16 protein-coding genes and 1 pseudogene are annotated in these 23,359 nt (G+C 76.2%); 7 read left to right on the top strand and 10 right to left on the bottom strand.

Features of this window, described 5'->3' with window-relative positions:
• Nucleotides 1–154 precede the first annotated feature (154 nt).
• Nucleotides 155–5,125, bottom strand: a complete 4,971-nt coding sequence (locus ACZ4VL_RS30885; protein WP_468206462.1) for a DNA-binding protein — start codon at nucleotides 5,123–5,125, stop codon at nucleotides 155–157.
• A complete protein-coding gene (locus ACZ4VL_RS30880; RefSeq protein ID WP_468206459.1) occupies nucleotides 5,122–5,991 on the bottom strand; it encodes a DUF4132 domain-containing protein in 870 nt (289 codons plus the stop codon). Before ACZ4VL_RS30880 ends, ACZ4VL_RS30885 begins: the two co-directional genes overlap by 4 nt.
• A 235-nt stretch (nucleotides 5,992–6,226) precedes the next feature.
• Between ACZ4VL_RS30880 and ACZ4VL_RS30875 the strand changes: the two genes are divergently transcribed.
• On the top strand, nucleotides 6,227–6,976 hold the full coding sequence (locus ACZ4VL_RS30875; protein ID WP_468206457.1) for an HNH endonuclease family protein: 750 nt from the start codon (nucleotides 6,227–6,229) through the stop codon (nucleotides 6,974–6,976).
• A 139-nt stretch (nucleotides 6,977–7,115) separates the two neighbouring features.
• On the opposite strand, the gene ACZ4VL_RS30870 is transcribed toward ACZ4VL_RS30875, so the two are convergent.
• From ACZ4VL_RS30870 to ACZ4VL_RS30855, 4 genes are all read right to left on the bottom strand, one after another.
• Nucleotides 7,116–7,649 carry a GNAT family N-acetyltransferase gene (locus tag ACZ4VL_RS30870; RefSeq protein ID WP_468206455.1) on the bottom strand — a complete coding sequence of 178 codons (534 nt, stop codon included), beginning with the start codon at nucleotides 7,647–7,649 and terminating at the stop codon, nucleotides 7,116–7,118.
• Between the two features lie 72 nt (nucleotides 7,650–7,721).
• The gene (locus tag ACZ4VL_RS30865) at nucleotides 7,722–8,957 is read right to left on the bottom strand and encodes an alpha/beta hydrolase family protein (protein ID WP_468206452.1); all 1,236 of its coding nucleotides are present in this window, start codon (nucleotides 8,955–8,957) and stop codon (nucleotides 7,722–7,724) included.
• Between the two features lie 121 nt (nucleotides 8,958–9,078).
• A complete protein-coding gene (locus tag ACZ4VL_RS30860) occupies nucleotides 9,079–10,077 on the bottom strand; it encodes an isopenicillin N synthase family dioxygenase (RefSeq protein WP_468206449.1) in 999 nt (332 codons plus the stop codon).
• 142 nt (nucleotides 10,078–10,219) lie between these two features.
• Entirely contained in the window at nucleotides 10,220–13,078 is a 2,859-nt protein-coding gene (locus ACZ4VL_RS30855; RefSeq protein WP_468206446.1) for an nSTAND1 domain-containing NTPase, read from the bottom strand.
• Between the two features lie 153 nt (nucleotides 13,079–13,231).
• Between ACZ4VL_RS30855 and ACZ4VL_RS30850 the strand changes: the two genes are divergently transcribed.
• The gene (locus tag ACZ4VL_RS30850) at nucleotides 13,232–14,173 is read left to right on the top strand and encodes a hypothetical protein (protein ID WP_468206443.1); all 942 of its coding nucleotides are present in this window, start codon (nucleotides 13,232–13,234) and stop codon (nucleotides 14,171–14,173) included.
• Nucleotides 14,166–14,579 (top strand): peptidase inhibitor family I36 protein, encoded by a 414-nt coding sequence (locus ACZ4VL_RS30845; RefSeq protein WP_468206440.1) that lies wholly within the window; start codon nucleotides 14,166–14,168, stop codon nucleotides 14,577–14,579. The genes ACZ4VL_RS30850 and ACZ4VL_RS30845 overlap by 8 nt, the downstream gene beginning before the upstream one ends.
• Here the strand turns inward: ACZ4VL_RS30845 and ACZ4VL_RS30840 are convergent.
• Nucleotides 14,573–15,652 carry a GNAT family N-acetyltransferase gene (locus tag ACZ4VL_RS30840; RefSeq protein ID WP_468206437.1) on the bottom strand — a complete coding sequence of 360 codons (1,080 nt, stop codon included), beginning with the start codon at nucleotides 15,650–15,652 and terminating at the stop codon, nucleotides 14,573–14,575. The genes ACZ4VL_RS30845 and ACZ4VL_RS30840 overlap by 7 nt on opposite strands.
• Before the next feature lie 104 nt (nucleotides 15,653–15,756).
• On the opposite strand from ACZ4VL_RS30840, the gene ACZ4VL_RS30835 reads away from it, so the two are divergent.
• Entirely contained in the window at nucleotides 15,757–16,920 is a 1,164-nt protein-coding gene (locus ACZ4VL_RS30835; protein WP_468206434.1) for a serine hydrolase domain-containing protein, read from the top strand.
• A 24-nt stretch (nucleotides 16,921–16,944) separates the two neighbouring features.
• Here the strand turns inward: ACZ4VL_RS30835 and ACZ4VL_RS30830 are convergent, their stop codons facing one another.
• Nucleotides 16,945–18,351 carry a M64 family metallopeptidase gene (locus ACZ4VL_RS30830; RefSeq protein WP_468206431.1) on the bottom strand — a complete coding sequence of 469 codons (1,407 nt, stop codon included), beginning with the start codon at nucleotides 18,349–18,351 and terminating at the stop codon, nucleotides 16,945–16,947.
• 139 nt (nucleotides 18,352–18,490) lie between these two features.
• Here ACZ4VL_RS30830 and ACZ4VL_RS30825 point away from each other — a divergent pair, with 139 nt between their 5' ends.
• The gene (locus tag ACZ4VL_RS30825; RefSeq protein ID WP_468206429.1) at nucleotides 18,491–19,861 is read left to right on the top strand and encodes a helix-turn-helix domain-containing protein; all 1,371 of its coding nucleotides are present in this window, start codon (nucleotides 18,491–18,493) and stop codon (nucleotides 19,859–19,861) included.
• A 103-nt stretch (nucleotides 19,862–19,964) separates the two neighbouring features.
• On the opposite strand, the gene ACZ4VL_RS30820 is transcribed toward ACZ4VL_RS30825, so the two are convergent.
• Nucleotides 19,965–20,228 carry a DUF6158 family protein gene (locus ACZ4VL_RS30820; protein WP_361085452.1) on the bottom strand — a complete coding sequence of 88 codons (264 nt, stop codon included), beginning with the start codon at nucleotides 20,226–20,228 and terminating at the stop codon, nucleotides 19,965–19,967.
• 217 nt (nucleotides 20,229–20,445) lie between these two features.
• On the opposite strand from ACZ4VL_RS30820, the pseudogene ACZ4VL_RS30815 reads away from it, so the two are divergent.
• A pseudogene (locus tag ACZ4VL_RS30815) lies at nucleotides 20,446–21,753 on the top strand (MFS transporter); the annotation flags it as partial.
• Here the strand turns inward: ACZ4VL_RS30815 and ACZ4VL_RS30810 are convergent.
• Nucleotides 21,724–22,632 carry a LysR family transcriptional regulator gene (locus ACZ4VL_RS30810; RefSeq protein ID WP_468206427.1) on the bottom strand — a complete coding sequence of 303 codons (909 nt, stop codon included), beginning with the start codon at nucleotides 22,630–22,632 and terminating at the stop codon, nucleotides 21,724–21,726. The pseudogene ACZ4VL_RS30815 and the gene ACZ4VL_RS30810 sit on opposite strands and share 30 nt — an antisense overlap.
• Nucleotides 22,633–22,812: 180 nt before the next feature.
• On the opposite strand from ACZ4VL_RS30810, the gene ACZ4VL_RS30805 reads away from it, so the two are divergent.
• Entirely contained in the window at nucleotides 22,813–23,349 is a 537-nt protein-coding gene (locus tag ACZ4VL_RS30805) for a DUF6817 domain-containing protein (protein ID WP_468206424.1), read from the top strand.
• The last annotated feature ends 10 nt before the right edge of the window (nucleotides 23,350–23,359 follow it).

Raw genomic sequence — 23,359 nt, 5'->3', positions numbered from 1 at the left:
ACCACGGCTGCCACCGCCACCGCGGCGGTGACCAGCCTGGGCACGGACCGCCACCACGGCCTGGGGGGTTCGCCGCGGTCCTGCGGAGGCGGGGGGGGGGGGGCACCCCCCCCCCCCCCCCCCCCCCCGCCCCCCCCCCCCCCCCCCAGTGCCGTCAGCGGCGGCGGGTGCGGGTGCGCTTGACCTTGAGCTCCTCGAAGCGCGGGACGTCGCCGTCGGTGACCCGCTGCCAGGCCCGGCGGTAGAGGTCCGCGGCCGGTTCGGCGGGCACCAGGACGCGGAGCGCCGGGCTGCCGCCGGGGGCGAGGCCCTCGTACAGGGGCAGCTTCCACTGCTCGACGGGCAGGTTCGGGGAGGCCATCTCGGCCCAGGGGCCGGGGAGGAACAGGGTGCGCCCCGCTCGGGTGCGGGTGGCCGTCACCACCAGGTCGGTGGCGGCCAGTTCGGCGCGGGCCGCCTTCAGCCGGGCCGGCTTCCAGCCCGTCCACCGGGCCGTGTTCCGGTCCGTGGGGTCGGCCATCGCCAGCAGCATCAGGTACAGCACCGCCGCATCCGCACCCAGCCCGTACGCGGCCCGCACCTCGGCCACCAGCTGCGGCACCGACCGGCCCGGATCCTGCGGCCACCACGTACCGTCCGGGCCCGCCTCCCCCGCGACCGGCGCGCCCGGGTCGGCGAGCAGCGCCGCGAACCGCGGGTCCTGGACGCGGCGCAGGGCGGTCTCGACCGCGGACGGCTTCTGGTCGGCGCCGCGCAGGGCCGGCAGGTAGGGGTCGGAGCCGGTGGAGTCGAGCAGGGCGGTGCGCAGGGCGGGCCTGGGCCGGTCGTCGTGGGTGGCCATGACGACCGCGCCGTAGCGCTCGTGGCCCTCCGCGGTCTCGGTGGGGGTGCCGGCGGCCTTGCGGAAGTCGGGGAGGTACGCGTAGTACCCCAGGTCGAGCAGGAGTCCGGGGGAGGCGAGCCGCTGCCGTACGGCGGTGAGCGCCGGCGGCAGGAGGGCCCGGACGGGGTCGCCGGCGGGGAGCCGGTGGGCGAGCCAGGCGGTCAGGGCGACGGTGTCGGTCAGGACCGATCCGTCGAACGGCTCCGCGCACGGTGTGCTGGGCTCCACCCGGTCGTTGTGGACCCTCCACTCCGTGTCGGCGCCCAGCGCCGGGGACGCCTCGGGGTCGAGGACCGTGACGAGGGCCCGGTGCGTGGACGAGGAGGTGCGTACGGCGCGGGTGGCCTCGGCGAGCAGCCACTCGGGGACGGGCGTACGGCGGCCCACGCGCCGGTTCCACAGCTCGGCGGCGGCCTCGACGTCGGGGCCGTCGGTCCACAGCCGGGCCGGGTCGGCGGGCAGCAGGGCCGCGACGAGGGACCGGCGCAGGTCGATGTCGAGCGCCTTGAGCTCGGTGCGGGCGTGCTTGGCGTCGGCGGCCTTCACGCCGAGGGCCGTGCGCAGTTCGGCCGACAGGAAGTTGTGCTCGTAGCTGTCGATGTGGGGCAGGCCGGCGAGCAGCAGCTTGGCCGTGGTGGCGGAGACGCCGGTCAGCTGCGCGAACGCGTCGGCGGCCGCGGGCCGCGGCGGTACGGGGCCGCGGGCGGCGGCCTCGGTGAGGAAGTCGGTCAGCCAGCCGGGGCCGCGCTCGCGGTCGCCGACGGGGGCCTCGCCGCGCAGGGTGTAGGGGCCGGGGACGGTGAACCGGCCGGACGGGTCGTGGAGCAGGGCCCCGAACTCGCGGCCGCCTGCGGGCACGCTCTCGGTGTGCTCGGTGAGGGCGAGGACGGCGCCGCCGCCGAGGGGGAGCAGGCTGCGGTGCGAGAAGTTGCGGCCCAGGCCGTCGGGGGTGCTCAGGTGGTGGTCGTCGAGGTGGACCAGGACACGACGCCAGCGGTCGGCGGATCCTGCGGCGGAGGCCAGGCCGAGGGCGTCGATCGTGCCGAGCAGTCCGCACAGGGCGGCCCGCTGCTCGTCGGTGGCGCCGGGCGCGACGGCCCGGTAGGCGATGGCTGCGGGGTGGTCGAGCATCGGCGTGAACGGGAGCCCGGAGTATTCGAGTCCGGGCGCATCGAAGTGGAGCCGGCCGGGTACCGCGGTGGCGCCGGTGTCGGCGGTCGCGGCGGCGAGGCGGTGCAGGTACTGGTGGGCGACGTCGCGCTCGGCGCCCCAGTGGTAGTAGCCGGTGCCGATGACGCCGCGCAGGGCGTTCTCGACGAGCTGGTCGGTGGGGCCCTCCGGTTCGCCGGGGCCGTCGGCGGCGGCGGAGTCGAGGCGGGCGGCGATGCCGTCCAGGGCCTTCTGCTGGGTGAGGGCGAAGCGCAGCACCTCGATGATGCCGCCGACCAGTTCGGGCGCGGTGGCCTGCGGGAAGGCGGCGGCGACCAGGCCGGGCAGGTCGGACGCCTTCTCCGCGGCGGCGGCCGCCGCCATCAGGGCGGCGACGGTGTCCCGGTCGGCGGTGCGCAGGGCGGTGGAGCCCTCGGGGTCGCGGGGGCGCAGGGCGTACCAGAAGGGCACCGGCGGGAGGGTGACGCTGCCGGTGGCGAGGCCCTCGTTGCGGTAGTCGCCGTTGGTCTTGACCGTGACGACGCCGTCGGGGTCGGTGATGCTCAGCTCGCGCCAGCGGTGCGTGAGGGCGCGCGGCCGGTCGTCGCCGGGGAGGGCGAGGGCGGCGGCGGGCACGTGGGCGTCCTCGGGGAGGCGGACGGTGCGGCCGGCGGTGTCGCGGCCGTACCAGCCGTCGCCCTTGACGCGGACGGCGCACCAGCCGAGGAGGCCGTCGGCGGGCGCGCCGAGGGCCGAGCCCTCGACGGTGGGTGCGGGCCGCAGCCAGGCGGCGTGGGCGCCGAAGGCGTCGTGGCCGCGGTGGGCGCTGAGCACGTCGGTGAGGAAGGCGGGCTGGGAGAAGCGGCCGTGGGTGCCGTCCGCGGGGTTGTACTCGCACCAGCCGGCGGGCTTGTCCTGTTCGCGGCGCCGCCACACCCAGTACGAGGTGCCGTCGGACAGCAGGGCCTGCTCGGGGGGCAGTTCGGTGTCCCCGGCGTGGAGGACGCCGCCGCCGACGGTGCGGCCGCCGCCGGGCAGGGGCAGGCTGATCTCGTCGGAGCGCAGCGACCAGTGGGAGCGGTCGGTGCTGAGGGTGAAGACGTTCTGCGGGTCGGTGTGCCAGTAGCCACGGACCTCGCTGCCCCAGGTGGACCAGAAGACGAGCAGTGCGCCGTCGACGTAGTGGAACCCGTACTGGTACGAGCCGCCGGCCGGCACGCGCAGGTCGTGGGTGAGCACGGTGGAGTCGGCGTCGATGACGCGGACCTGGACGGGGTTGGCGACGATGAGGTGGGGCCAGGCCTCGACGACGGTCAGGTTGCCGCGGTGCAGCGCCTTGCGGTCGGCGAGTTCGACCATGGCCTCCTCGAACGCGGGCCAGACGTACTCCTCGAAGAGGCCGCCGCGCAGGGTGCGGGCGAGGATCTCGCCGAGGTCGGCGGCGGCCGCGTCGGCCACCTCCTCGCGGGCGAGTTCGAGGGCCTCGGCGGGCAGCCACGTCAGCCGGTTGATGGCGTCGGGCAGTCCGGGCAGGCCGGCGGCCTTGGAGTTGCGGGCGACCTCCTGCATCCATTCGGTGAGCATCGGCCGGCCGCCGGGCGAGGCCGCGAGGCGGCGCATGACGTCGCCCCCGGAGTTGGCGTCTCCGTAGGAGTTGACGGCGCGGCGGAACGCCGGCCGGAACCGCTGGTCGGCGGCGAGGGCGAGCAGATCGCGGCGCTGGTCGGCGCGGGCCCAGTCGGACAGGTTCAGCTGGTTGTGGCGGTAGTGCGAGCGGGGGTTCTCCTCGGGGTCGGCGACCGGGATCCCGAGGGAGAGGAGCAGGTCGAGCACGTCGACGTCCTGGACGCCGATGCGCAGCCCGGCCTCGCGTCCGGGCTCGGCGAGGTCGGCGCGCAGCCGGTCCGCGGCGCGGGTGACGAGGTCGAGGAGGGCGGGCAGGGTGGGGCGCTGCCCCCAGCCGGTGTGGCGGGCGTGGTGGAAGCGCTCCAGCCAGCCGGCGGCGCCGTCGGCGCAGCGCTGCTCTGCGGGCAGGCCGGCGTCGAGGAGCCCGGCGGTGGCGCCGGACTCCTCGAGGATGTCCAGCCACAGCGCGGACAGTTCGCCGTCCCCGCCGCCGGGCGGCATCAGGTCGAGGAGGGTGCCGCGGACGGCGGGCTCGCGGCGGGCCAGGGCGATCAGCGCGGTGCGGTGCGCCTTCCACCAGCCGTACGCGGCGCGCAGGGTGGCGGGCAGCGGCAGCAGCTCGGCGAGGTACTCCTGCTCGGCCTGGCTGCCGGTCAGGCCGGCGGCCCGGGCGAGGCGGCGCAGCTCGGTCGCGGCCTGGGCGGAGGGCGGCAGGCCGCCGGCGGTGCGGCGGACGCACAGGCGGCGGAAGCGGGCGTGGGCCTCGGCGGGGCTGACGCGGGCCGAGAGCTCCTTAGCGTAGCCGGTGAGGACCTTCACGGGGAGGGCGCCGACGAGGGCGAACTCGAGGAAGACGGCGTCGAGGCGGTCCTCGTCGACGGTGAGGCCGTGCTGGGCCTCGCTGGTGCGGGCGCGCCCGAAGAGCTGGGAGGCGTACGCGGTGTTCTCGACGGCGAGGAAGAGGCGGGCGGCCTGCTCGTAGAAGACGGGCAGGAAGTGCGGTACCGCGGCGCCGAGCCGGCCGGCCAGCTCGTGGACGGCGTCGAGGGCGGCCTTGGGCTTGGTCTTGGCCTGGCGGGCGACCCGGTCGAGTTCGGGGACGACGGCGAGGGCGTGGTGGCCGTCCTCGGGGTGGTGGACGAGGACCCATTCGGGGAAGCCGAGGGCCTGGCGCTGGCCGAGGCCGACGACGGGCGGCTCGCCCTCGTCGGGGACGAGGCCGAGGAAGCCGACGGCCAGGTCTTCGGCGGGGCCGAGTTCGGCGGCGGCGAGCCGGACGACGACGCGGCCGTCGGGCAGGGCGGGGTGGTGGTAGCTGCGGGCGGTCAGGTCGACGGCGGAGGGTCCCGCGCCGTCGGTGCCGACGGGGAGCACGGCGCCGGCCTTCAGGAGCAGTGCGGCCTCGGTCGCGGTGCCGGTCGCGGTGGTGCCGGGGGCCGCATTCGTGGTCGTGGTCGTGGTGGTCATCGTGCGTCCTTGCCTTCTTCGATCTTGCGTCCGGCGTACAGTGCGGCGGCCATGCGCATGCCCTCGGACCAGGCGACCGGTCCGACCTCGGACAGGCGTACCGCCCGGCCGTCCTCGTCGTGCCAGGTCAGGGCCCCGGTGGTGGCCTCGTCCTCGTAGTAGGGCTCACCGATCCAGACGGCGGCCTCGGTGGCCCGGCCGGTGTCGCGGACCGCGCAGGTGGCGTAGCCGCCGGAGACGCGGTAGCCGAGGCCGGTGGCGCGGGCGGCCAGGCCGAACCGGTTGGGGAAGACGCCGCCCGCGTAGTCGCGGACCTCGGTGTCCTTGGCGGCGAGCCCCTCGGGCTTCAGCCAGGTCGCCCGGTGGATCTGTTCGACGCGCTGCACGATGCCGAGTTCGGCCGCGAAGTCCCGTACGTCGTCCAGGTCGGGCAGCAGCACGGGGTGGGGCAGGGTCACGGTGCGCGGGGAGAGCCGGACGGTCTCGCCGTCGAGGTTGACCACCTTCAGCTCGCCGGAGGCGGTGGCGTCGCGCAGGAAGCCCACCTCGTCGGGGTCGTCACCGACGACGGCGAGGTCGCGCAGCGCGTTCTGCCAGGCCTCGTCCGGCCAGACCCGGGCCAACAGTGCGGTGGGCACGGGCAGGGAGGACACCATCCAGGTGTCGACCTGGGCGATGCAGGCCGCCTCGTGCCGGTCGAGCCATTCGGCGAGCCGGCGCAGCCGGTCCACCTCGGGGTGGTCCCGCAGCGCCTTGGGCAGTGACTTCAGCTGCCGTCCCGCCGTGCGCCCGGTGGTGGACCGCGCCGCCACCTTTCCTTCCACCAGGGCGATCTCGTATCCCTCGCCCGCCGCCAGCCAAGCCATGTGCCTCGCGCCCTTCCGCCTGCCCGATCCGATTCCGCGCAGCGTCGGGTACGGCCGAAAAGCCCCCCTGAGCTGCGGTATGCGGGGAGATTAGCGAGGGCCACTGACAACGCCCCGCCAGGGGGCTCGGATCGGGGTCGAGGGGCTGCCGTCGGATGCGGGCACTGGGCCGAATGTCCGGTTCTGGGTACTGTTTTCGAGACAGTGCGCGAACCGGGGTCTCGGGGTGGGGTTCATGGGACGTCAGATACGGGTGCGGGGCGCGGTGCTGGCGGCTTCGCTGCTGCTGGCCGCGACGGGGTGCACGGCGAACGGTACGGACGGCCCGGCTGGTTCCGGCCCCTCCGCGCCGCCCCCGGCGCCCGCGCCGGCCGGGTCGTCCGCGGCGCCGCCGAAGGCCGGTGCCGGCACGGCGGGCGGCGGCGGGGAGCTCCTGCCGGGCCTGGTGGGCGTCGCCGTGGCCCGTACGCAGCTGGCCGGGCTGACGGTGGCGCCCGGTGGGACGATGGCGGGATACAGCAGGGCCAAGTTCACGCACTGGGCGGAGCAGGGCGGGGCGTGCAACACCCGCGAGGTGGTGCTCCGGCGCGACGGCGCGGACGTGGTGCAGGACGCGGAGTGCCGGGCGGTCTCCGGGAGGTGGCAGAGCCTCTACGACGGGGCGGTGGTGACCGACGGGGCGAAGATGGACATCGACCACATGGTGCCGCTCGCCGAGGGATGGCGTTCGGGCGCGGCCGCGTGGGACGCCGCCAAGCGGAAGGCGTTCGCCAACGACCTGGCCCGCCCCCAGCTGCTGGCGGTCACGGCGGCGTCGAACCGGTCGAAGGGTGACCAGGGCCCGGACCTGTGGCAACCGCCGGACCGGTCGGGCTGGTGCGTCTACGGGCGTGCGTGGACGACGGTGAAGTCCGCCTACGGTCTGACGGTCACGGAAGCGGAGAAGAAGATGCTCACGACGATGCTGGACACCTGCGCGGCATGACGGCACCGCGGCGCGGGTGCCGGACGGGAGCCCCACCCACGGCCGACCTGCCCACCCCGCCCGCCCCGCCCGGTCAGCGGGCGGGCGGGCGGGTGGGCGGGCGGGTGGGCGGGTGGGCGGAAGGGTGGCCGGTGCCCGGTCAGCCCTCGTATTCCGTGAGGTCGATGCCGTACACCTGGAGCAGGTGCCCGTGCTCCGGGTCCGTGGCCTCCCGCTCGGGCGCCATGCCCAGCTTGTCGGCCACGTTGTGCGAGGCCCGGTCACCGGCCCGGACCACGGCGATCACCCGGTCCAGGCCGCGGTCCTGGAGGGCGAACTCCAGGGCTGCCTGGGCGGCCTCGGAAGCGTAGCCCTGGCCCCAGTACGGGCGGCCGAGGCGCCAGCGGAGGTCGACGGCGGGCAGCAGTTCGGGCAGGTCCTCGGGCACCGACAGCCCGACCGCGCCGATCAGCTCACCGGAGGCGAGCAGTTCGACGGCGAAGAGGCCGAAGCCCTCCTCGTCCCATTCGTCCTCCCAGCGCTCGATCTCGTCGGCGGTCTGCTCCAGGTCGAGCGGGGAGCCGTCGCCGGTCCAGCGCATCACCGCCGGGTCGGCGTTGATCTCCGACAGGGGGACGAGGTCGTCGTCGTCCCAGCGGCGCAGGATGAGGCGGGGGGTGCGGATCTCGGTCATGGACCCATCCTGCCGAAACGCCCCCCGCCTGCGGAAATCGGCGCGGTCAGGGCCGTCTATCGGGGTCGGCGGTCAGGGCTGGTGGAAGCGGACCTCGGGCACGTCGGCGGCGGGTCCGTCGAGCAGCGGCTGCGGTATGCCCTTCAGGTGCAGGTCGAGGAAGGCTCCCACGAAGCGGCGGGTGAGCTCGACCGAGCGGTCGCCGGGCAGCGGGGTCATCCTCGGCAGTCCGAGATCGTCGCTGACGGCGGGCCAGTCGGTGAAGGTGAAGTGGTGGGAGTCGGCGAAGGTGATCCAGCGTTTCCAGCCGTCGAGCCGGGGCCAGTTGGCGTCCCAGCCGGCCGGGTTGTCGGGGGCGCTGCCGGGGACGGTGCCGGCCCCGCCGAGCAGCAGGAAGGGCCGGCCGTCCAGTCCCCGCTCGGGAACGGGCGAGAACAGTCCGCCGTCCATGTCGAAGCCGGCCCGGACCCGCGGGTCGGCGGCCATCACGGCGGCTGCCGCGGAGCCGCCCATCGAGTGGCCGCCGACGGCGATGCGGCTGCGGTCGATCAGCCCGGCGTGCCGCCTGTCGGGGTGTCGGCCGGTGAGCCGGTCCAGCAGGAAGGACACGTCGCGGGCACGGTTGTCCGCCACCGGCCGGTAGTCCCGGGTCTGCTGCACGATCTCGCAGGCCTTGCAGGTCAGGACGCGCCCGCCGGGGAAGCTGGTGCCGGCGGTCTCGTACGCGTGGTCCACGGCGGCGACCACGTAGCCGCGGGAGGCGAGTTCCTCGGCGAGGGCGGTGAGCGTGGCGCGCGGCACGGTGAAGCCGGGCGAGAGGACGACCAGGGGGTGGCGGCCGGCGACGGGGCGCGCTCCGGAGCGGGCGTACACCTTGGTCCCGGCGAGGCTCTCGGCCGGGACCTGCTGCTCCAGGCCCCGGTCGGCGAGGAGGAGGCGGGCCTCGTCGCCGGTGAGGTACGGGGCCACGGGCCCGCCCGTGCCGCGGTGGGCCGGATAGCGCAGGGTGACCATCAGCTCGCGCGGTCCGGACCCGGCCCAGGGGTCGGTGCGGTCGTGGTCCACGAGGTGGAGGGTCTCCTGCCCGACGGCGAACCGGCCGCTCGGGCGCGGCAGTTCGGGCAGTACCACACCGGTGGTGGCGGTCGCGGCCACAGCACCCGGGGGTCCCGGGGCAGGCCCGGCCGCGGAGGCGGTCCCGGCCGCGGAGGCGGTCCCGGCCGCGGAGGCGGTCCCGGCCGCGGTCAGGACGAGCGGCAGGAGCAGGGCGCCCAACGCGGCGGCCGCGGTGGTTCGGCGTCGGTTCATGCAGTCGACGCTACGCAACGGACGGCCCGTTGATCGTCGTCTCGCAGGCGGATCCGGGGCTCCGCCCGCAGGAGGGCCTTCCGTCCGTCCCGAGGGGGACGGGCGGGTGGCCGGCGCGGTGTCAGGAGACGCTGATCGCGTCCAGTTTCGCCCGCAGGTACGCGTGGGAGTCGACCGGCTCGTGGACCGTCCGGCCGATCGGCTCCGGCAGGGACTCGACGCGCGTGTGCGGGTCGCACTCGTAGAAGTAGACGAGCGACAGGAGTTCCTCGGCGGGCGCCTCGGCGGGCGGCGGCAGTACCCGGTGGCGGCCCGCCCGCCACCGGTCCCCCGTCCAGCGGGCCAACAGGTCGCCGATGTTCACGGTGAGGGCGGCCGGGTCGTACGGGGCGTCCTGCCAGCCGTCGGCGTCGGTGTGGATCTGGAGCCCGCCCGCGCCGGGTTCGCGGTCGAGGACGGTGACGGTGCCGAAGTCCGTGTGCGCGCCGATGCGGAACTGGCCGGGCAGCGGCGGTCCGACGACCTCGGTGCCCGGGTACCAGTTGAGGTTGAATCCCCACGTGGGGTGGCCGGTGTGCCGGGTGAAGTGATCCTCGTCGAGGCCGAGGGCGCCGGCGAGGAGCTCCAGCAGCTCGTCGGACAGGGCCCGCATCCGGGTGAGGTACTCCTCCACCGGCGGGCGGAGCCCGGGCACCTCGGCCGGCCAGGCGTTCGGGCGGAACCAGTCGGCGTCCACCGCGGGGTCGCCGGTGGGCTCGTCCGCCGCCCAGGACCAGGACTCCTTCAGGTCGGGCGGGGAGGCGGCGCCCTCCGCGTAGCTGTTGGCCTCGGCGCCCGGGCCGAGCCAGCCGCGGCCGCCGACGGTCACCGCGTACGGCTCCTTCACCGGCGCGGGCAGCCGGAAGAACGTCCGGGCGGCGGCCCGGATCCGGGCGGGCAGCGCCGGATCGATGCCGTGCCCGGTGACCAGGAGGAATCCGGCTGCCCGGAGGGCCCCGTCGACCTCGGCGGCGATCCGCCCCCGGGCCGCCGGGTCGCCGGACCGCCACGGCCCGAGGTCGATCACGGGGATCGGGGAGCCCGCTCCCCCGCCGCTCGCCGCACGCGGGGAACTCGCCATGGGGACCTGCCTTTCCGAGCCGGTGCCGGACGTCCGCCACCCAGGCTAGTGCTGTGCCGGGCTGCCCGGCCCGTGGACGCGGCCACCGGGCTCGACGGGGGGATCGCGCAGGCGCCCACCCGGTGGCGGGGGCCGGCCCCGCTCAGGGGCGTTCCAGTCCGGCGCAGGGCGGCGAGTAGGGGACGTACGGGAGGTGGGCGGTCCACTGGGCCCGGGTGATCCGGGGACCGGTGTGGGCGCAGGCCCCGGCGATCACGCGGGCGAGGTCGGTTCCCGCGAGCCGGACGGTGGTGTCGAAGCCGCCGGAGGCGAGGACGGCCCCGTCGGGGCTGAAGGCGACCGAGCCGACGGCGGTGGCGTGGCCGGTGAGGGTGGTCATCAGCCCGGGGCGGGCGGGGCGGGCCACGCTCCACAGGCGGACCGTGCGGTCGTCGCCGGCGCTGGCGAGGGTGCGTCCGTCGGGGCTGAACACCACGGCGCCGACCACGTCGGTGTGACCGGTGAGGGTGGCGAGCGGGGCGGGCCGCCGCGGGTCGGCGACGTTCCACAGCCGGATCGGGGAGCGGCCGCCGCCCGCGGAGGCGAGGACGGCTCCGTCGGGGCCGAAGGCGACGGAGAACACGGCGGTGTCGTGGCCCTCCAGGGCGGCCAGTGGGGTCGGGCGGCGCGGGTCGGTGACGTCGGTGAGCCGGACGCTGGCGTCCTCTCCCGCGCTGGCCAGGGTGCGGCCGTCGGGGGCGAAGGCGACCGCGCGGACCGCGTCGCGGTGGCCGGCGAGCCGGGCGAGGAGGACGGGGCGGGCGGCGTCGGCCATGTCCCACAGGCCCACGCTGCCGTCGCTGCCGGAGGTGGCGAGCGTGTGCCCGTCGGGGCTGTAGGCGAGGGCGCGGACCTCGCCGCCCTGCCCGGTCAGGGAGGCCAGTGCGGTGGGTCGGGCCGGGTCGGACACGTCCCACAGTCGGGCGGTGCCGTCGGCGGACCCCGTGGCCAGGGTGCGGCCGTCGGGGTGGTAGGCGAGGGCGCGGACGTCGCCGCCGTGCCCGGTGAGCGTGGCCACGGGTTCGGGCCGGTCGGTGCCCCGGGTCCGCCACAGCCGGGCGGTGTGGTCGCCGCTGGCGGTGGCCAGCTGCCGGCCGTCGGGGCGGTAGGCGAGCGCGACGACCTCCTTGGGGTGCGCCGGCAGCGTGGTCATCAGCGCACTGACGAGGCTGTCGCGGGTCTTCGGGGTGGGCGAGAGGCGGTACGCGGCCAGGCTGAGCTGGACGGCCAGCCCGGGCTCGGTGGTGGTGAGGTCGCCCGTGCTGTCGGCGAGGTTCCGGGCGACGGCGTCGTTGCGTTGCCGGGTCACTTCGGCGCCGGCCCGGACGGCGCTGGCGGTGGCGACGCCCGCGATCACGACGAGGGCGGCGAGCAGCGCGACGAGGTAGCCGAGGCGGCGGGCGCGGCGCCGGGCCGAGTTCCCGGCGGCCTCCTCGGCGGCGAGTCCGGCGTCGAGGAAGTCCCGCTCGGCGGCGGTGAGTGCGGTGGCGGGGCCGGCGGCGAGGTCGCGGGCGAGGGCGAGCCGGGTGCCGCGGTAGAGGGCTCCGGGGTCGCGCCCCAGGTTCTCCCAGGCCCGGGCGGCTTCGGTGAGGCGGCGGTGCAGCCGGATGCGTTCGCGGTCGTCGGTGAGCCAGCCGCGCAGCCGGGGCCAGGCGCGGATCAGGGCCTCGTGGGTGAGTTCGACCCGGCCGTCGTCGAGGGTGAGCAGCCGCAGCCGGGCGGCGCGGGCCAGCACGGTCGCGGTGTCGGCGTCCGAGGGCAGTTCGTCGCGGGCGACGGGCCGTTTGGTGTCCTCGGTGCCCTCGCCGAGGGCGATGAGGTGGACGAAGGTCTGCCGGGCCAGCTGCTGCTGGCGGCCGGTGAGGGAGGCGTGCAGGGTTTCCGCGGACTGGGCGAGGGCTCCTTCGAAGCCGCCCGCGGCGTGGAAGCCGTCCAGGGTCAGGGCCGCCCCGCGGCGGCGCCGCCAGGTCTCCAGCAGGGCGTGGGACAGCAGGGGCAGGGCGCCGACCTGTCCGTGCGCGTGGGCGACGAGGGTGGCCTGGAGGGCGCCTTCGACGGTGAGGCCGGCCCGGCGGGCCGGTTCGACGACGGCGCGGCGCAGTTCGGCCGCGGTCATGGGGCCGACGACGGTCTGGGCGTCGCGCAGGACGGTGACGAGCGGGGCGTGGCGGGTGCAGTGGGCGTAGAAGTCGGCGCGGACGCCGAGGACGACGCGGCAGCGGGAGCCGGGCCGCTGCGCGGCGTCGAAGAGGGCGGTGATGAACCGGGCCCGGGCGGCGGGGTCCGCGCAGACGGTGAAGACCTCCTCGAACTGGTCGACGACCAGGACGAGTTCTTCGGTGGTGGCGGGCTCGCGGGCGGCGGCGAGGGCCTCGTCCAGCCGGCCCAGGGGGTCCGGTCCCGGGGTCAGGACGCGGGCCGCGGTGTGCGGGGCGTCGCGGTGGAGCCGGGGCAGCAGTCCGGCGTGCAGGAGGGAGGACTTGCCGGCTCCGGAGGCGCCGACGAGGGCGACGACCCGGTGGCGGGCGAGGGTGGCGAGGAGCTCCTCGACGAGCCGCTCCCGGCCGAAGAACAGGTCGGCGTCCTCGGCCCGGAACGCCGACAGGCCGACGTACGGGACGCCTTCGGGGGCGTCCTGCGGCGGGTCGGCGCCCGGCCCGTCCGCGGGTTCGGCGGCCGGGTCGCGGCTCCCGGCGGACAGTTCGGCGGCGGCGGCGTGCCAGCGCCGCTCCCACTCCCCCGTGTCGCCGCCGCAGGCGCGGACGTAGGCGAGGGTCACGTCCAGGCTCGGCAGCCGCCGGCCGGCCGCCGCCTCGGACAGGGTCGCCACCGAGTAGTGGGCGCGGGCCGCGAGGCGGCGGTAGGGCGGGGAGCCCGCGTCGTGGCGCAGGTTGCGCAGGGCGGCGGCGAACCGCAGCAGCGGTCCGTCGCCGCCGTCCAGTGGGCGCTCCTTGCGGGCCATGCCCCTTCCCTTCCCCGGAGGACCGGTTTCCTGCCTCCCCGTGCGGATTGTTCGGCGGTTGTTTGTTCGGCCGCACCGCCCCGACGCCGGACAACGGATCGCCGCTACACCTGGGTCGACCGCACACCGCACCACGTCAGGAAGGAGCCCCGGGTGGACCGACACCGCATCGCCGCCGCGGCGCTCGCCGCCACCGCCACGACCGCGGCCCTGGCAGTCGTCCTGGTCCTGGACGGCTGCGGGTCCCCCGCCCGGGGGGCCGTCGCCCGCGAGCCCAGCGCCGCCGAGTCCCGGACGCTGGCGCGGGCCGAGCAGGTCCTGATCAGCCGGTGCATGGCGGCGCGGGGGTTCCCGTACGAGGTGGCCGAGGTGCCGCAGGACGGCGCGCGCTCCTTCCCGTACGCGGTGGACGACGTCGCGTGGGCCCGGGAGCACGGCTACGGCGGCGCCGAGGAGCGGGCCGCCGCGCGGGCCCGCGAGGACGACCCCAACCAGCGGTACTTCCGGCAGCTGCCGGCGGCCCGGCGCGCGGCCGCCCGTACCGCGCTGATGGGCGCCGCCCCCGTGGGGTTGTCGGCGAAGGCGCCGACCGGAATGACGATCACCGCCTCCGCGGACGGTTGCACCGCCGATGCGCAGCGCACCCTGTACGGCGATCCGGCGACCTGGTTCCGGGTCAAGGTCGTCACGATGAACCTGCGGCCGGTGCGGGAGGTGCGGGTCCACGAGGACGCGCGCTACACCGGGGCGGTCGCCGAATGGGCCGCGTGCATGAAGGCGGCGGGCCGGCCCCACGCCACCCCCGACGAGTCCCGGCGGGCCGCGGCCCGGTTCGGCGAGGAACTTCCTCCGGCCGAGGCGGACGCGGCCGCGGCCGAGCTGGCCGTCGTCGAAGCGACCTGTGCGACCGGCACCCCGCTGGCCCGGGTCTCCCAGTCCCTGGACCGCGCCTACGGCGAGGAGCTCCGGACCCGGTACCGGGCGGAGCTCACGCTGAGGTGGCGGCTCCAGAGCGAGGCGCTGCCGAAGGCGCGGCGCCTCGCGCAGTCCGAGCACGACACCACCACCGAGACCTCTGGAGGGTCCCGTGCGTAAGTACCGCAGCCTGTTCCTGGCCGGCGCGCTCACCGCTTCGCTGCTGGCCGTTCCCGCCGTGCTGACCACGGCGGGTGCCGTCCCGGCCGACGCCTCCGGCCTCGCCGCGGACGGCAACTACTGGGTCTGGGAGCACACCAACCGCGGCGGTGCCTCGTGCGGCTGGGCCGGCAACGACACCGACTGGCGCACGTGCGGCTCCACCGGCACCTTCGACATGAACGACAAGGCGTCGTCCTGGTGGAACAACGGCTACGCCGGCTCCTACGGGGACGTCCGCGTCTACGAGAACGTCAACTACGGCGGGGCTTCCACCTGTGCGCCCAACGGCTCGGCCGGCAACGTCCCGTGGGAGTGGAACGACCGGATCTCCTCCCACAAGTGGGTCAACAACTGCGGCTACTGACCGCCGCCTCCCGGGGCCCGCAGGGCGTACCGGACCTGCCCTCCGGCGGTTCCGGTGCGCGCGAAGCCGGCCCGTTCGAGCACCCCGTGGGAGGGGGCGTTGTCCTCGTCGACCGAGGCGTGCAGGACGGCCCGGCCGGGCTGCCCGAAGGCCCATGCGGCCAGGCCGTTCAGCGCGTCGGTGGCGAGGCCGTTGCCCCGGGCCGAGGGGACGAGGTCGTAGCCGACCTCGGTGTTCCCGTCGGCGTCGGGCGCGGCGTGGAAGCCGATGCCGCCGACGGCCCTGCGGTCGTCCGTGCGGATGACGGCGTACGCGCCCCAGCCCGGGCGGTACGTGCCGTCCCGGTAGGCGGTGGCGGTCATCCCGGCGGCGAACCGGGTGCCCTCGGCGGGGCCGTCCGCGGGCCAGGCGAAGCCGCCGCTGCCGCCGTCGCGGAGGTCGCCGGCGACGTCCGGGGTGACCTCGCAGAGCACGACGCGGTCGCCGGCCGGGACGGGGTCGGCGTACCAGCGCCAGGCGGCGAGGCGGGGCAGCCCGGGGAGGGCGGTCCGGCCGGTCGCCCAGAGCAGGGTCGGCCAGGGGGCGGCGGCGTCGCGGGGCGTGTGGGGGAAGAGCCGGTCCAGGGCGAAGGTGCACAGCTCCGGGTCGGGGGCGAAATCGCGTACCCCGAGGGCGTCGAGGACGTCGTGGGTGTGGACCAGGGCTTCGACGACGCCCATCGCGGCGAAGCCCTCGGCGTCGGCCGTTCCGTACGGGTGCCAGGCGCGGGCGCCGGGGCCGGCCGCGGCCACGGCGGCGGTCAGCCGGGCGCCGGTGGCGGCGACGGCCCCGAGCACCTCGGCGGGCGGGGCGCCGGGGGCGGTGTACCGCTCGACCTCCATGGGGCCCTGCGCGCGGGCGGTGAGGCGGGCGGCGTACACGGTGAAGTCGTTGACGATGTGGACGGCCGTGTCGTGGCAGCTCCATTCCAGTCCGGCCGCGGGCGCGGTCCAGTCGAGGTGGGCCGCGTCGCGCAGTGCCCGCGTGACGAGGGAAACGGCTCGGTCCATGGCGTGGGTGCCGGTGATCTTCATGGGCGGAACCCTAGGATGCGGCAGGTGCCCGGGCCAGCGGATATCGGGCGAACCGGGGCCGCGCGTCCGGATTCCGGCGGTGTCGCGGCGGAGAGGCGGAAGTGATGACCGGTCTGCGCGAGGTCCTGGCGCCCTTCGTGGACGGCGGGGCGGTGCCCGGGGCGGTGGCCCTGGTGGACCGCGCCGGCCAGGTGGAGGTCGCCGCGGTCGGGTCGGCGGACGCGGAGGGGACCTCCCCGATGGTCCGGGACTCGATCTTCCGGATCGCCTCGTTGACCAAGCCCGTCACGGCCGCCGCGGTGATGATGCTGGTCGAGGAGGGCCGGTGCGCACTGGACGACCCGGTCGCGCCGTGGCTGCCGGAACTGGCCTCGCCGGTCGTCGTGCGGACGCCCGCGAGCCCGGTGGCGGACGTGGTGCCGGCGGCCCGTCCGGTCACCGTCTTCGACCTGCTCACCTTCCGTGCCGGGATCGGCTTCCCCGACGACTTCTCGCTGCCCGCGGTCGCGCTGCTCTTCGACGAGCTGCGGCAGGGGCCGCCGCGGCCGCAGGAGGTGCCGGCGCCGGACGCCTGGATGCGGGCGCTGTCGCGGATCCCGCTGCTGCGCCAGCCGGGCGAGGCCTGGCTGTACCACACCTGCTCGGACGTGCTGGGCGTGCTGGTCGCCAGGGTGTCGGGCAGGCCCCTGCCCGAGTTCCTGGAGGAGCGGGTCTTCGATCCGCTCGGCATGGCCGACACCGGATTCGCCGTGCCGACCGCCGATCTGGGGCGGTTCACCGGCCAGTACCGGCCGGCCGACGGCGGGCTCCAGCTGCTCGATCCGCCCCACGGGCAGTGGAGCAGCACCCCGCCGTTCCCGTCGGGCGCCGGCGGCCTCGTCTCGACGGCCGACGACGTCGCCGCCTTCTGCCGGATGCTGCTCGCCGGGGGCGCCCTGGACGGCGGCCGGGGCCGGATCCTGACCGAGGGGTCGGTGCAGCGGATGACCACGGACTGGCTGACGCCCGATCAGCGGGCGGGCGCCGAGCTGTTCCTGGAGGGGCAGGGGTGGGGGTTCGGCGGCTCCGTGGACGTGGCGCCGCGGAATCCGTGGAACGTGGTCGGGCGGTACGGCTGGATCGGCGGCACGGGGACGGCGGCCCACGTCACGCCGTCGACGGACACCGTCGCCGTGCTCCTGACCCAGGTGTCGCTGAGCAGCCCGACCGCGCCCGAGGTGATGCGCGCGTTCTGGACGTACGCCGCCCGCCCGGACCCGGCGGCGTAGCCGGGCCGTCGAGCGGGCGGGGCGTCAGAGGCGGACGGTCCAGCCGACCGTGGCGCGCAGGGTGCCGGCCGTCTTGGGGTCGCGCACGGCGGGGGTGCGGTCCTCGACGGTGACGGACAGCCGGTGGCTGCGCAGGTCGAGCAGCCACAGCTCCGCGACGGCGACCTCGCTGCGGCCGGCGAGGCGTTTCAGCTCGCGTCCGTCGAGGTGCCAGCGGACGTCGAGCTGCCGCCCGTCGGCGCCGGTGAGCCGGGGCACGGTCACCTTGGCGGTGTGGTGGAGCCGCAGGGTGCGGGTGGTCGGGGTGACGGCGGTGACGGGCCGGGCGTGCTGGTAGAAGCCGCCGATCATCGCCTCGGTGCCGGGCAGGTTGAAGGGCTTGCCGAGGATCCGCATCAGCGAGTTGTCGGTGGGCCGGTGGAGGCCGGTGACGTAGTAGCCGCCGCCCTCGTACGCGCCGACGGTGCCGCCGTCGGGTGACGGCTCGCCGAGCCACCGGTACCACTTGGTCCGCTCGGCGGCCATCCGGTCGGCGGTCAGGGTGGAGGTGTTGGAGTCGCCGGGCTCGGGGCCCTCGTACTTCTCGTAGCCGGGGGTGTCGGGGTAGAAGTACTCGTCGGCGAGCTTGCCGAGGGAGTGGCCGGTCTCGTGGATGGCGACCTGGCCGGACTTGGCGTTGCCCGCGGAGGCGGTGGAGATGCCCTCGTAGCCGAGGGTGGCGCTGCGCTCGTTGTAGCCGGCGCCGCCGTACTTGGCGCTGTTGGCGAGGACGAGGACGAGGTCGGCGTCGGGTGCCTTCGCGACGTACCCGTCCACCTTCGGCTGGTCGATGCACAGCAGCCGTTCGATGTCCTCGCACCAGAAGTACGAGCCGAGGGCGGTGTCGCGAACGGTGGCGGGGGTGGGGTCGCCGGTGACGCCGGAGTCGTGGGAGACGGCGTCGACGGTCCAGACGTTGAAGAGGTTGCGGTAGGTGGCGTACGGCTCGACGGCGGTGATCTCGGCCCATTTGGCCTGGGCGTCGGCGTGGAAGCGGTCCAGCTCGGCGGCGGTGTAGCCGTCGCCCACGACGACGACGTCGAGACGGTCCGCGGTGGGCCCCCCGTCGACGATCTTGGTGACGGCGCCGTCGGCGGCCCGCTCGGCCTCGGAGAGGCGGGCCCCGTCCCCGGCGCGTCCGGCGGCACGCACCCGGACGTGGCCGGATCCGGCGGCGGTGCCGTCCTCCGGGCCCGGCACCTCCACGCGGGGGCCGGTTCCGGTCCAGGCCGGTGCGGCGGGCGCTGCCGGTGCGGCGGGTGAGGCGGGTGAGGACAGTGACGGCGGTGCGGGCGCGGCGGTCGCTCCGACCGGGCCCGCGGCCAGCAGCAGCGCGGTCGTGCCGGCCGCGGCGACGGCGGCGCGCAGGGCCGTTCGGACGGCTCGGTCCATGAAGTCCTCCCCCGGGATAGGCAGTTAAGTGGTCGCGTAAGTGCAGTGAACCGGCTGCTTAACCTAGGGGCGGCCCGGGGCGTGTGCAATGGCCTGTCGCCGCTGAATACTGGGGAGTTGGAACCAGCAGGGGGTCTTCATGGACGAACCGACCGAGATCGGCCGCAGGGTTGCCCGGATGCGCGCCGAACGCGGGCTGACGCAGCGGGCACTGGCGGAGCCCTCGTACACCGCCGCCTACATCTCGACCCTGGAGTCGGGCAGGGTCAGGCCGTCGGAGGCGGCGCTGCGCTACCTCGCCGAGCGGCTCGGCACCTCGTACGAGGAGCTCGCCACGGGCCGCCCCGCGCGGCTGGCCACCGAGTTGCGGCTCGCCCTCACCGACGCCCAGGTGACGCTGGCGACCGGCGACGCCGTCGAGGCCGCCGCCCACTACCGGCGCCTCCTGGCGGACGCCGAGCGGCTCGACCTCACCGCCGAGCAGGCGGAGGCGCTCCTCGGGCTCGGCGACTGCGCCCTGGAGTCGGGAGAACTGGCCGCGGCGATCGGCCGCTTCGAGGCCGTCGAGCGCCTGCTGTCCGCCGAGCCGCCGCCCCGCCGGGCCCGCGCGGTCCGCGGCCGGGCCGTCGCCCACCTGCTCGCCGGGGAGCTGCGCTACGCCTGCTACCTGCTGGAGTCGGCGATCGACGAACTGGACGCGAGCGGACTGGCCGACCCCGAGGCGCTCGTCCTGCTGTACGCGGCGGTGATCGGCCCGTACATCGACATGGGCGCCCACGCCCGCGCGGCCCGCGCCGCCGAGATCGCCCTCGCCCTCGCCCCGCGGGTCGACGACCCGGCGCTGGTCGCGGGGATGCACCGACAGGTGGCGCGGACGTTCCTGGCGGCGGGGCGGACGGCCGACGCCGACGCCTCCCTCGCCAAGGCCCAGTCGATCTACCGGCAGCTGCGGCTGCAGACGGACCTGGCGCACTGCCACTGGATGCGGGGCTACGTGCAGGCGCAGGACGGCGACCTGGTGTCGGCGGAGGCCGAGTTGCGCACGGCCCGGGACATGCTGGCGGCCCGGCGGGCGGCCCTGTACACGGCGCAGGTGGAGGTGGAACTCGCGGACGTGCTGCGCCGGCTGGGCCGCGGCGAGGAGGCCGCCGAGCTGCTCGCGGGCCTGCTGGAGCTGGGCGACAGCCACGGGGCGGTGCACGCGGGCGGGGCGCACCGGCTGCTCGGCCTGATGGCGGAGGAGCGCGGGGAGGCCGAGAGCGCCGAGCGGCACTACGTACAGGCACTGGCCCTGCTGGAGCGGAGCGGGGCCAGCGGGGACCTGGCGGACCTGTGCCGACTGCTGGGCGACCTGCTGCGGCGCACCGGCCGCACCGAGGCCGCGCTCGACGCGTACCGGACCGGCCTGGGGCACCGCGCGGCCCCGGGCACGACGACGCTGGGCCCGGCGCCGGCGGCCCCGCCGGCGGTGCTCGGGGGCGGTCCGGGGCGGCCGGTCCGGGGGGACTGAACGGCCCGACCGGTCCGGGAGGCCTCACCGGGCCGGGCCGTCCGGGCGGTCCGCCTCCGGTGCGGGCCCGGGGGCGGGGCGGGTGCACGTGCAGGGGTGTGGGTCAGGTGCCGTCGGGCGTCTCCTGCTCCCCGCTGGTGCGGGCGCGGGCGCCCGAGCGGGTGCGCGATGCCGTCTGGGCGCGCTGCGGATGGCGGCGCACGTACTCGTGCTCCAGCTCGTTCATCCGCTGCGTATGGGTGACCAGCGCGTCGTCCGACCCGTGCAGCAGGGTCTCGTGGCGGGTGCGGTGGATGGCCTCCAGCTCCTTGAGCAGCCTGCCTTCCTCCAGCTTCCGCGCCGACGGACCGCCGTCGTGCTCAGCCATGACCGCTACACCTCCCGCTCTGCGTCGCCGACGGACCTGGTGACTCCATCATCCCCTCCACGGGCCCTTTCGGCCCGGCCGCGGCCAGCGAGTAGACACTGTCTACCCCGATCGGCTAGACATGGGTCATGGATCAGGAGACAGCGGCCTGCGCGCCGGAGCACCGCGCCGTGTTCGAGCAGATGTGCCACCACGCCCGCCCCGGCCGGGTCGCGTCATGAGGCAGCGGCCCGCGCTCGTGGTCAGCGTGGCCGCCGCGGCCCTCGTCGCCCTCGACGGAACCGTGCTCAGCGTGGCCCAGCCGGCCCTGGGTGGCGACCTCGGGGCGAGCGTGGCGCAGGTGCAGTGGACCAGCACCGCCTACCTGCTCGCCGTGGCCGCGTTCCTCGTCGTCGCCGGCCGCCTCGGCGACCGGTACGGGCACGCCCGACTGCTGCTCGTCGGGGTGCTCGGCTTCGCCGCGGCCTCGGCGGGCATCGCCACCGCCCCCGGCATCGACTGGGTGATCGCCCTGCGGGCGGTGCAGGGCGTGTTCGGGGCCCTGCTCCAGCCGGCGACGCTCGCCCTGCTGCGGCTGGCGTACCCGGCGGAGCGGCTCGCCGGTCCGGTGGCCGTCCGGACCGGGGCGATCGGGGTGGCCGCGGCGGCCGGACCGCTGCTCGGCGGGCTGCTGGTCGCGCAGGCGGGCTGGCGGTCGGTGTTCTGGCTGAACGTCCCCGTGGCCGTGGCCATCGCCGTCCTGGTGCCGGCCGTACGGGCACCCGCGCCGGACCGGACCGCTCCCCGCGGACCGCAGCCGGTGGGGGCGGTGCTGCTCGCCGCCGCCCTCGCGATCCTCGTGCACGCGCTGGCCGGCGTACCCGGGCACGGGTGGCTGTCCGCGCCGACGCTGCTGGGGCTCGGCGGGGCCGCCGCGACCGCCGCGCTGTTTGTGCGCCGCGAACGGCGTTCCGCGCAGCCGCTGGTGCCGCCCGCCGTGGCGCGCTCGGTGCCGGTCGCCGCGTCGATGGCGCTGCTGCTGTGCGTCTCCGCGGGCATGTTCGGGGCACTGTTCACGGCCACCTTCCTGCTCCAGGAGCGGCGCGGCCTGGACCCGTTGGCCACCGGCCTGCTGGTGCTGCCGCTGACCGCGTGCATGGTCGCCGGGGCGCCGGTGGCCGGGATGCTGCTGCGGCGGTGGGGGCCGCGTCGGACGGCGCTCGGCGGCACGGCCCTGGTCGTCGCCGGTGTGGCCGGGCTCTGCCTGTGGGCCGGGCCCGCGGTCACGGCCGCGTTCGCGGTGCTCGGCGCCGGCTTCGCCGCCGTCATGGTGACCGCCACCGGGACCGTGGTCGGGGACGCCCCGCCCGGCTGCGCGGGGGTCGTCGGGGGGCTCAAGCAGACGGCGATGAACGTCGGTCCCGTCCTCGGGATCGCCGTCGCCGCGGGCGCGGGGGCCTCGCCGGGCGCGCTGCTCGCACTGGCCGCCCTACCCGCGGCGGGCCTGTTGCCGGCGTCACTCCTGCCGCGCGGCGCGCGCCCGGCAACTGCGGGCGACATCGTCGGCGAAGACCCGGGCCAGCGGGGACAGGGCGTCCCAGCTGCGGACGGCCCAGCCGACCGGGAGGGGCGGCAGCGCCGGGATCGGGACGAGGCGCAGCGGCCCGCCGGATCCGGGCACCTGCCAGCCGGGCAGGGCGGGCACCAGGGCGTGGCCCAGCCCTAGTTCGGCCAGGAGCAGGGCGGTGTCCCAGTCCGCCACGCTGGTGTCGGAGCGGACGGTGACACCGGCTTCGGCGAGGGCGGTGTCGAGGTGGGACCGGGAGGTGGAGTTCTGCGGGAGCCGGATGTGGCGGATGCCGGCGAGGTCGGGGGTGTCGATGCGGGGCCGGGACGCGAGGGGCTCGTCGGCGCCGACCGCGAGGACCCACGGCAGTTCCAGGACGGGGCGCTGCTCGATGCCGCGCACCGGCTTGCCGATGGTGATCCAGGCGAGGTCCAGGTCGTCGGCGGCGAGGGCGTCGAAGCAGCCGCGGCCGGAGTTCTTGGTCTCGAACTCCAGGCTGACCTCGGGGTGGCGGCGGCGGAAGCCGACGATCGCCTCGGACATGAAGTGCCGTACGGTCGTCGCCCCCGTGGTGATGCGGACCGACCCGGTGTCCCCGCGGACGAGGTCCGCCAGATGGCGCAGCGCCCCGTCGAGGCCGGCGATGCCGTCGGCGGCGGCCGCCTGCAGGATCCGGCCGGCCTCGGTGGGGACGGCGCCGCGGGCGTGGCGGGCGAGCAGGGCGGTGCCGATCTGCTTCTCCAGGCGGCGGACGTGCTGGCTGACGGCGGACTGGGTGCAGCCGAGGTCGCGGGCGACGGAGCTGAGGCTGCCGGCCCGGCATACGGCCACGAAGACGCGCAGGTCGTCGAGAGTCATACATCCAAGCTATCGCTTGGGTGTTGATAGGAAATCAGAGGATTGACTTGGAGGTGGGGGTGGACCACGATCGTTTGCGGGTCCCAGGGCGGCAACCCGTCCCCGCCCGCGCCGTCGGTCCGGACGCGAGGGGTGGGCGGTGACGGGTGCCGACCCGCTCACGAGAACGGGAATCGAGCCATGACCACCCGTGCTGCCCTCGCCCTGCTGCGCGGACTCGGCGCCGAGCGGATCCCACATCCCGGTGGGACGCTCCTGGCTCACCTCACGCGCGTCGAGGCGCTGCTCGCGTCCTGGGACGCGCGGCCCGAGCTGCGGCTCGCGGGCCTGTGCCACGCGTTCTACGGCACGGACGGCTTCGCCACCGCCCTGCTGCCGGTGGGCCGGCGGGCCGAACTGGCCGCGGTCATCGGCGACGCGGCCGAGGGGATCGCCTATCTGTACGCCGGCTGCGACCGTTCGGCCTCGTACCCCTCGCTCACCGCCGCGGAACCGGCCTTCCGGGACCGGTTCACCGGCCGGGTCCACTCCCCCGACCTGCAGGCGCGGCGGGACTTCGCCGAGCTGACGGCCGCGAACGAGCTGGACCTGGCCCGCACCGACCCCGCGTTCCGGACGGCGCACGGCGGGGGCCTGCGCGCCCTGTTCGACGGCTGGCAGGAACTGCTGAGCGGCCCGGCACTGCGGGAGTGCCGGGCCGTACTCGGGGACACCTGACGCCCGGGCC

This window comes from Streptomyces sp. NPDC029014 (genome assembly GCF_055564695.1).
This window is presented reverse-complemented; position numbering and strand designations above follow the sequence as displayed.

Excerpts from the sequence above, each read along its gene's own strand:
- ACZ4VL_RS30885 (WP_468206462.1), bottom strand. The coding sequence starts at position 5,125 with ATGACCACCACGACCACGACCACGAATGCGGCCCCCGGCACCACCGCG.
- ACZ4VL_RS30880 (WP_468206459.1), bottom strand. The coding sequence starts at position 5,991 with ATGGCTTGGCTGGCGGCGGGCGAGGGATACGAGATCGCCCTGGTGGAA.
- ACZ4VL_RS30875 (WP_468206457.1), top strand. The coding sequence starts at position 6,227 with ATGGGACGTCAGATACGGGTGCGGGGCGCGGTGCTGGCGGCTTCGCTG.
- ACZ4VL_RS30870 (WP_468206455.1), bottom strand. The coding sequence starts at position 7,649 with ATGACCGAGATCCGCACCCCCCGCCTCATCCTGCGCCGCTGGGACGAC.
- ACZ4VL_RS30865 (WP_468206452.1), bottom strand. The coding sequence starts at position 8,957 with ATGAACCGACGCCGAACCACCGCGGCCGCCGCGTTGGGCGCCCTGCTC.
- ACZ4VL_RS30860 (WP_468206449.1), bottom strand. The coding sequence starts at position 10,077 with ATGGCGAGTTCCCCGCGTGCGGCGAGCGGCGGGGGAGCGGGCTCCCCG.
- ACZ4VL_RS30855 (WP_468206446.1), bottom strand. The coding sequence starts at position 13,078 with ATGGCCCGCAAGGAGCGCCCACTGGACGGCGGCGACGGACCGCTGCTG.
- ACZ4VL_RS30840 (WP_468206437.1), bottom strand. The coding sequence starts at position 15,652 with ATGAAGATCACCGGCACCCACGCCATGGACCGAGCCGTTTCCCTCGTC.
- ACZ4VL_RS30835 (WP_468206434.1), top strand. The coding sequence starts at position 15,757 with ATGACCGGTCTGCGCGAGGTCCTGGCGCCCTTCGTGGACGGCGGGGCG.
- ACZ4VL_RS30830 (WP_468206431.1), bottom strand. The coding sequence starts at position 18,351 with ATGGACCGAGCCGTCCGAACGGCCCTGCGCGCCGCCGTCGCCGCGGCC.
- ACZ4VL_RS30825 (WP_468206429.1), top strand. The coding sequence starts at position 18,491 with ATGGACGAACCGACCGAGATCGGCCGCAGGGTTGCCCGGATGCGCGCC.
- ACZ4VL_RS30820 (WP_361085452.1), bottom strand. The coding sequence starts at position 20,228 with ATGGCTGAGCACGACGGCGGTCCGTCGGCGCGGAAGCTGGAGGAAGGC.
- ACZ4VL_RS30810 (WP_468206427.1), bottom strand. The coding sequence starts at position 22,632 with ATGACTCTCGACGACCTGCGCGTCTTCGTGGCCGTATGCCGGGCCGGC.
- ACZ4VL_RS30805 (WP_468206424.1), top strand. The coding sequence starts at position 22,813 with ATGACCACCCGTGCTGCCCTCGCCCTGCTGCGCGGACTCGGCGCCGAG.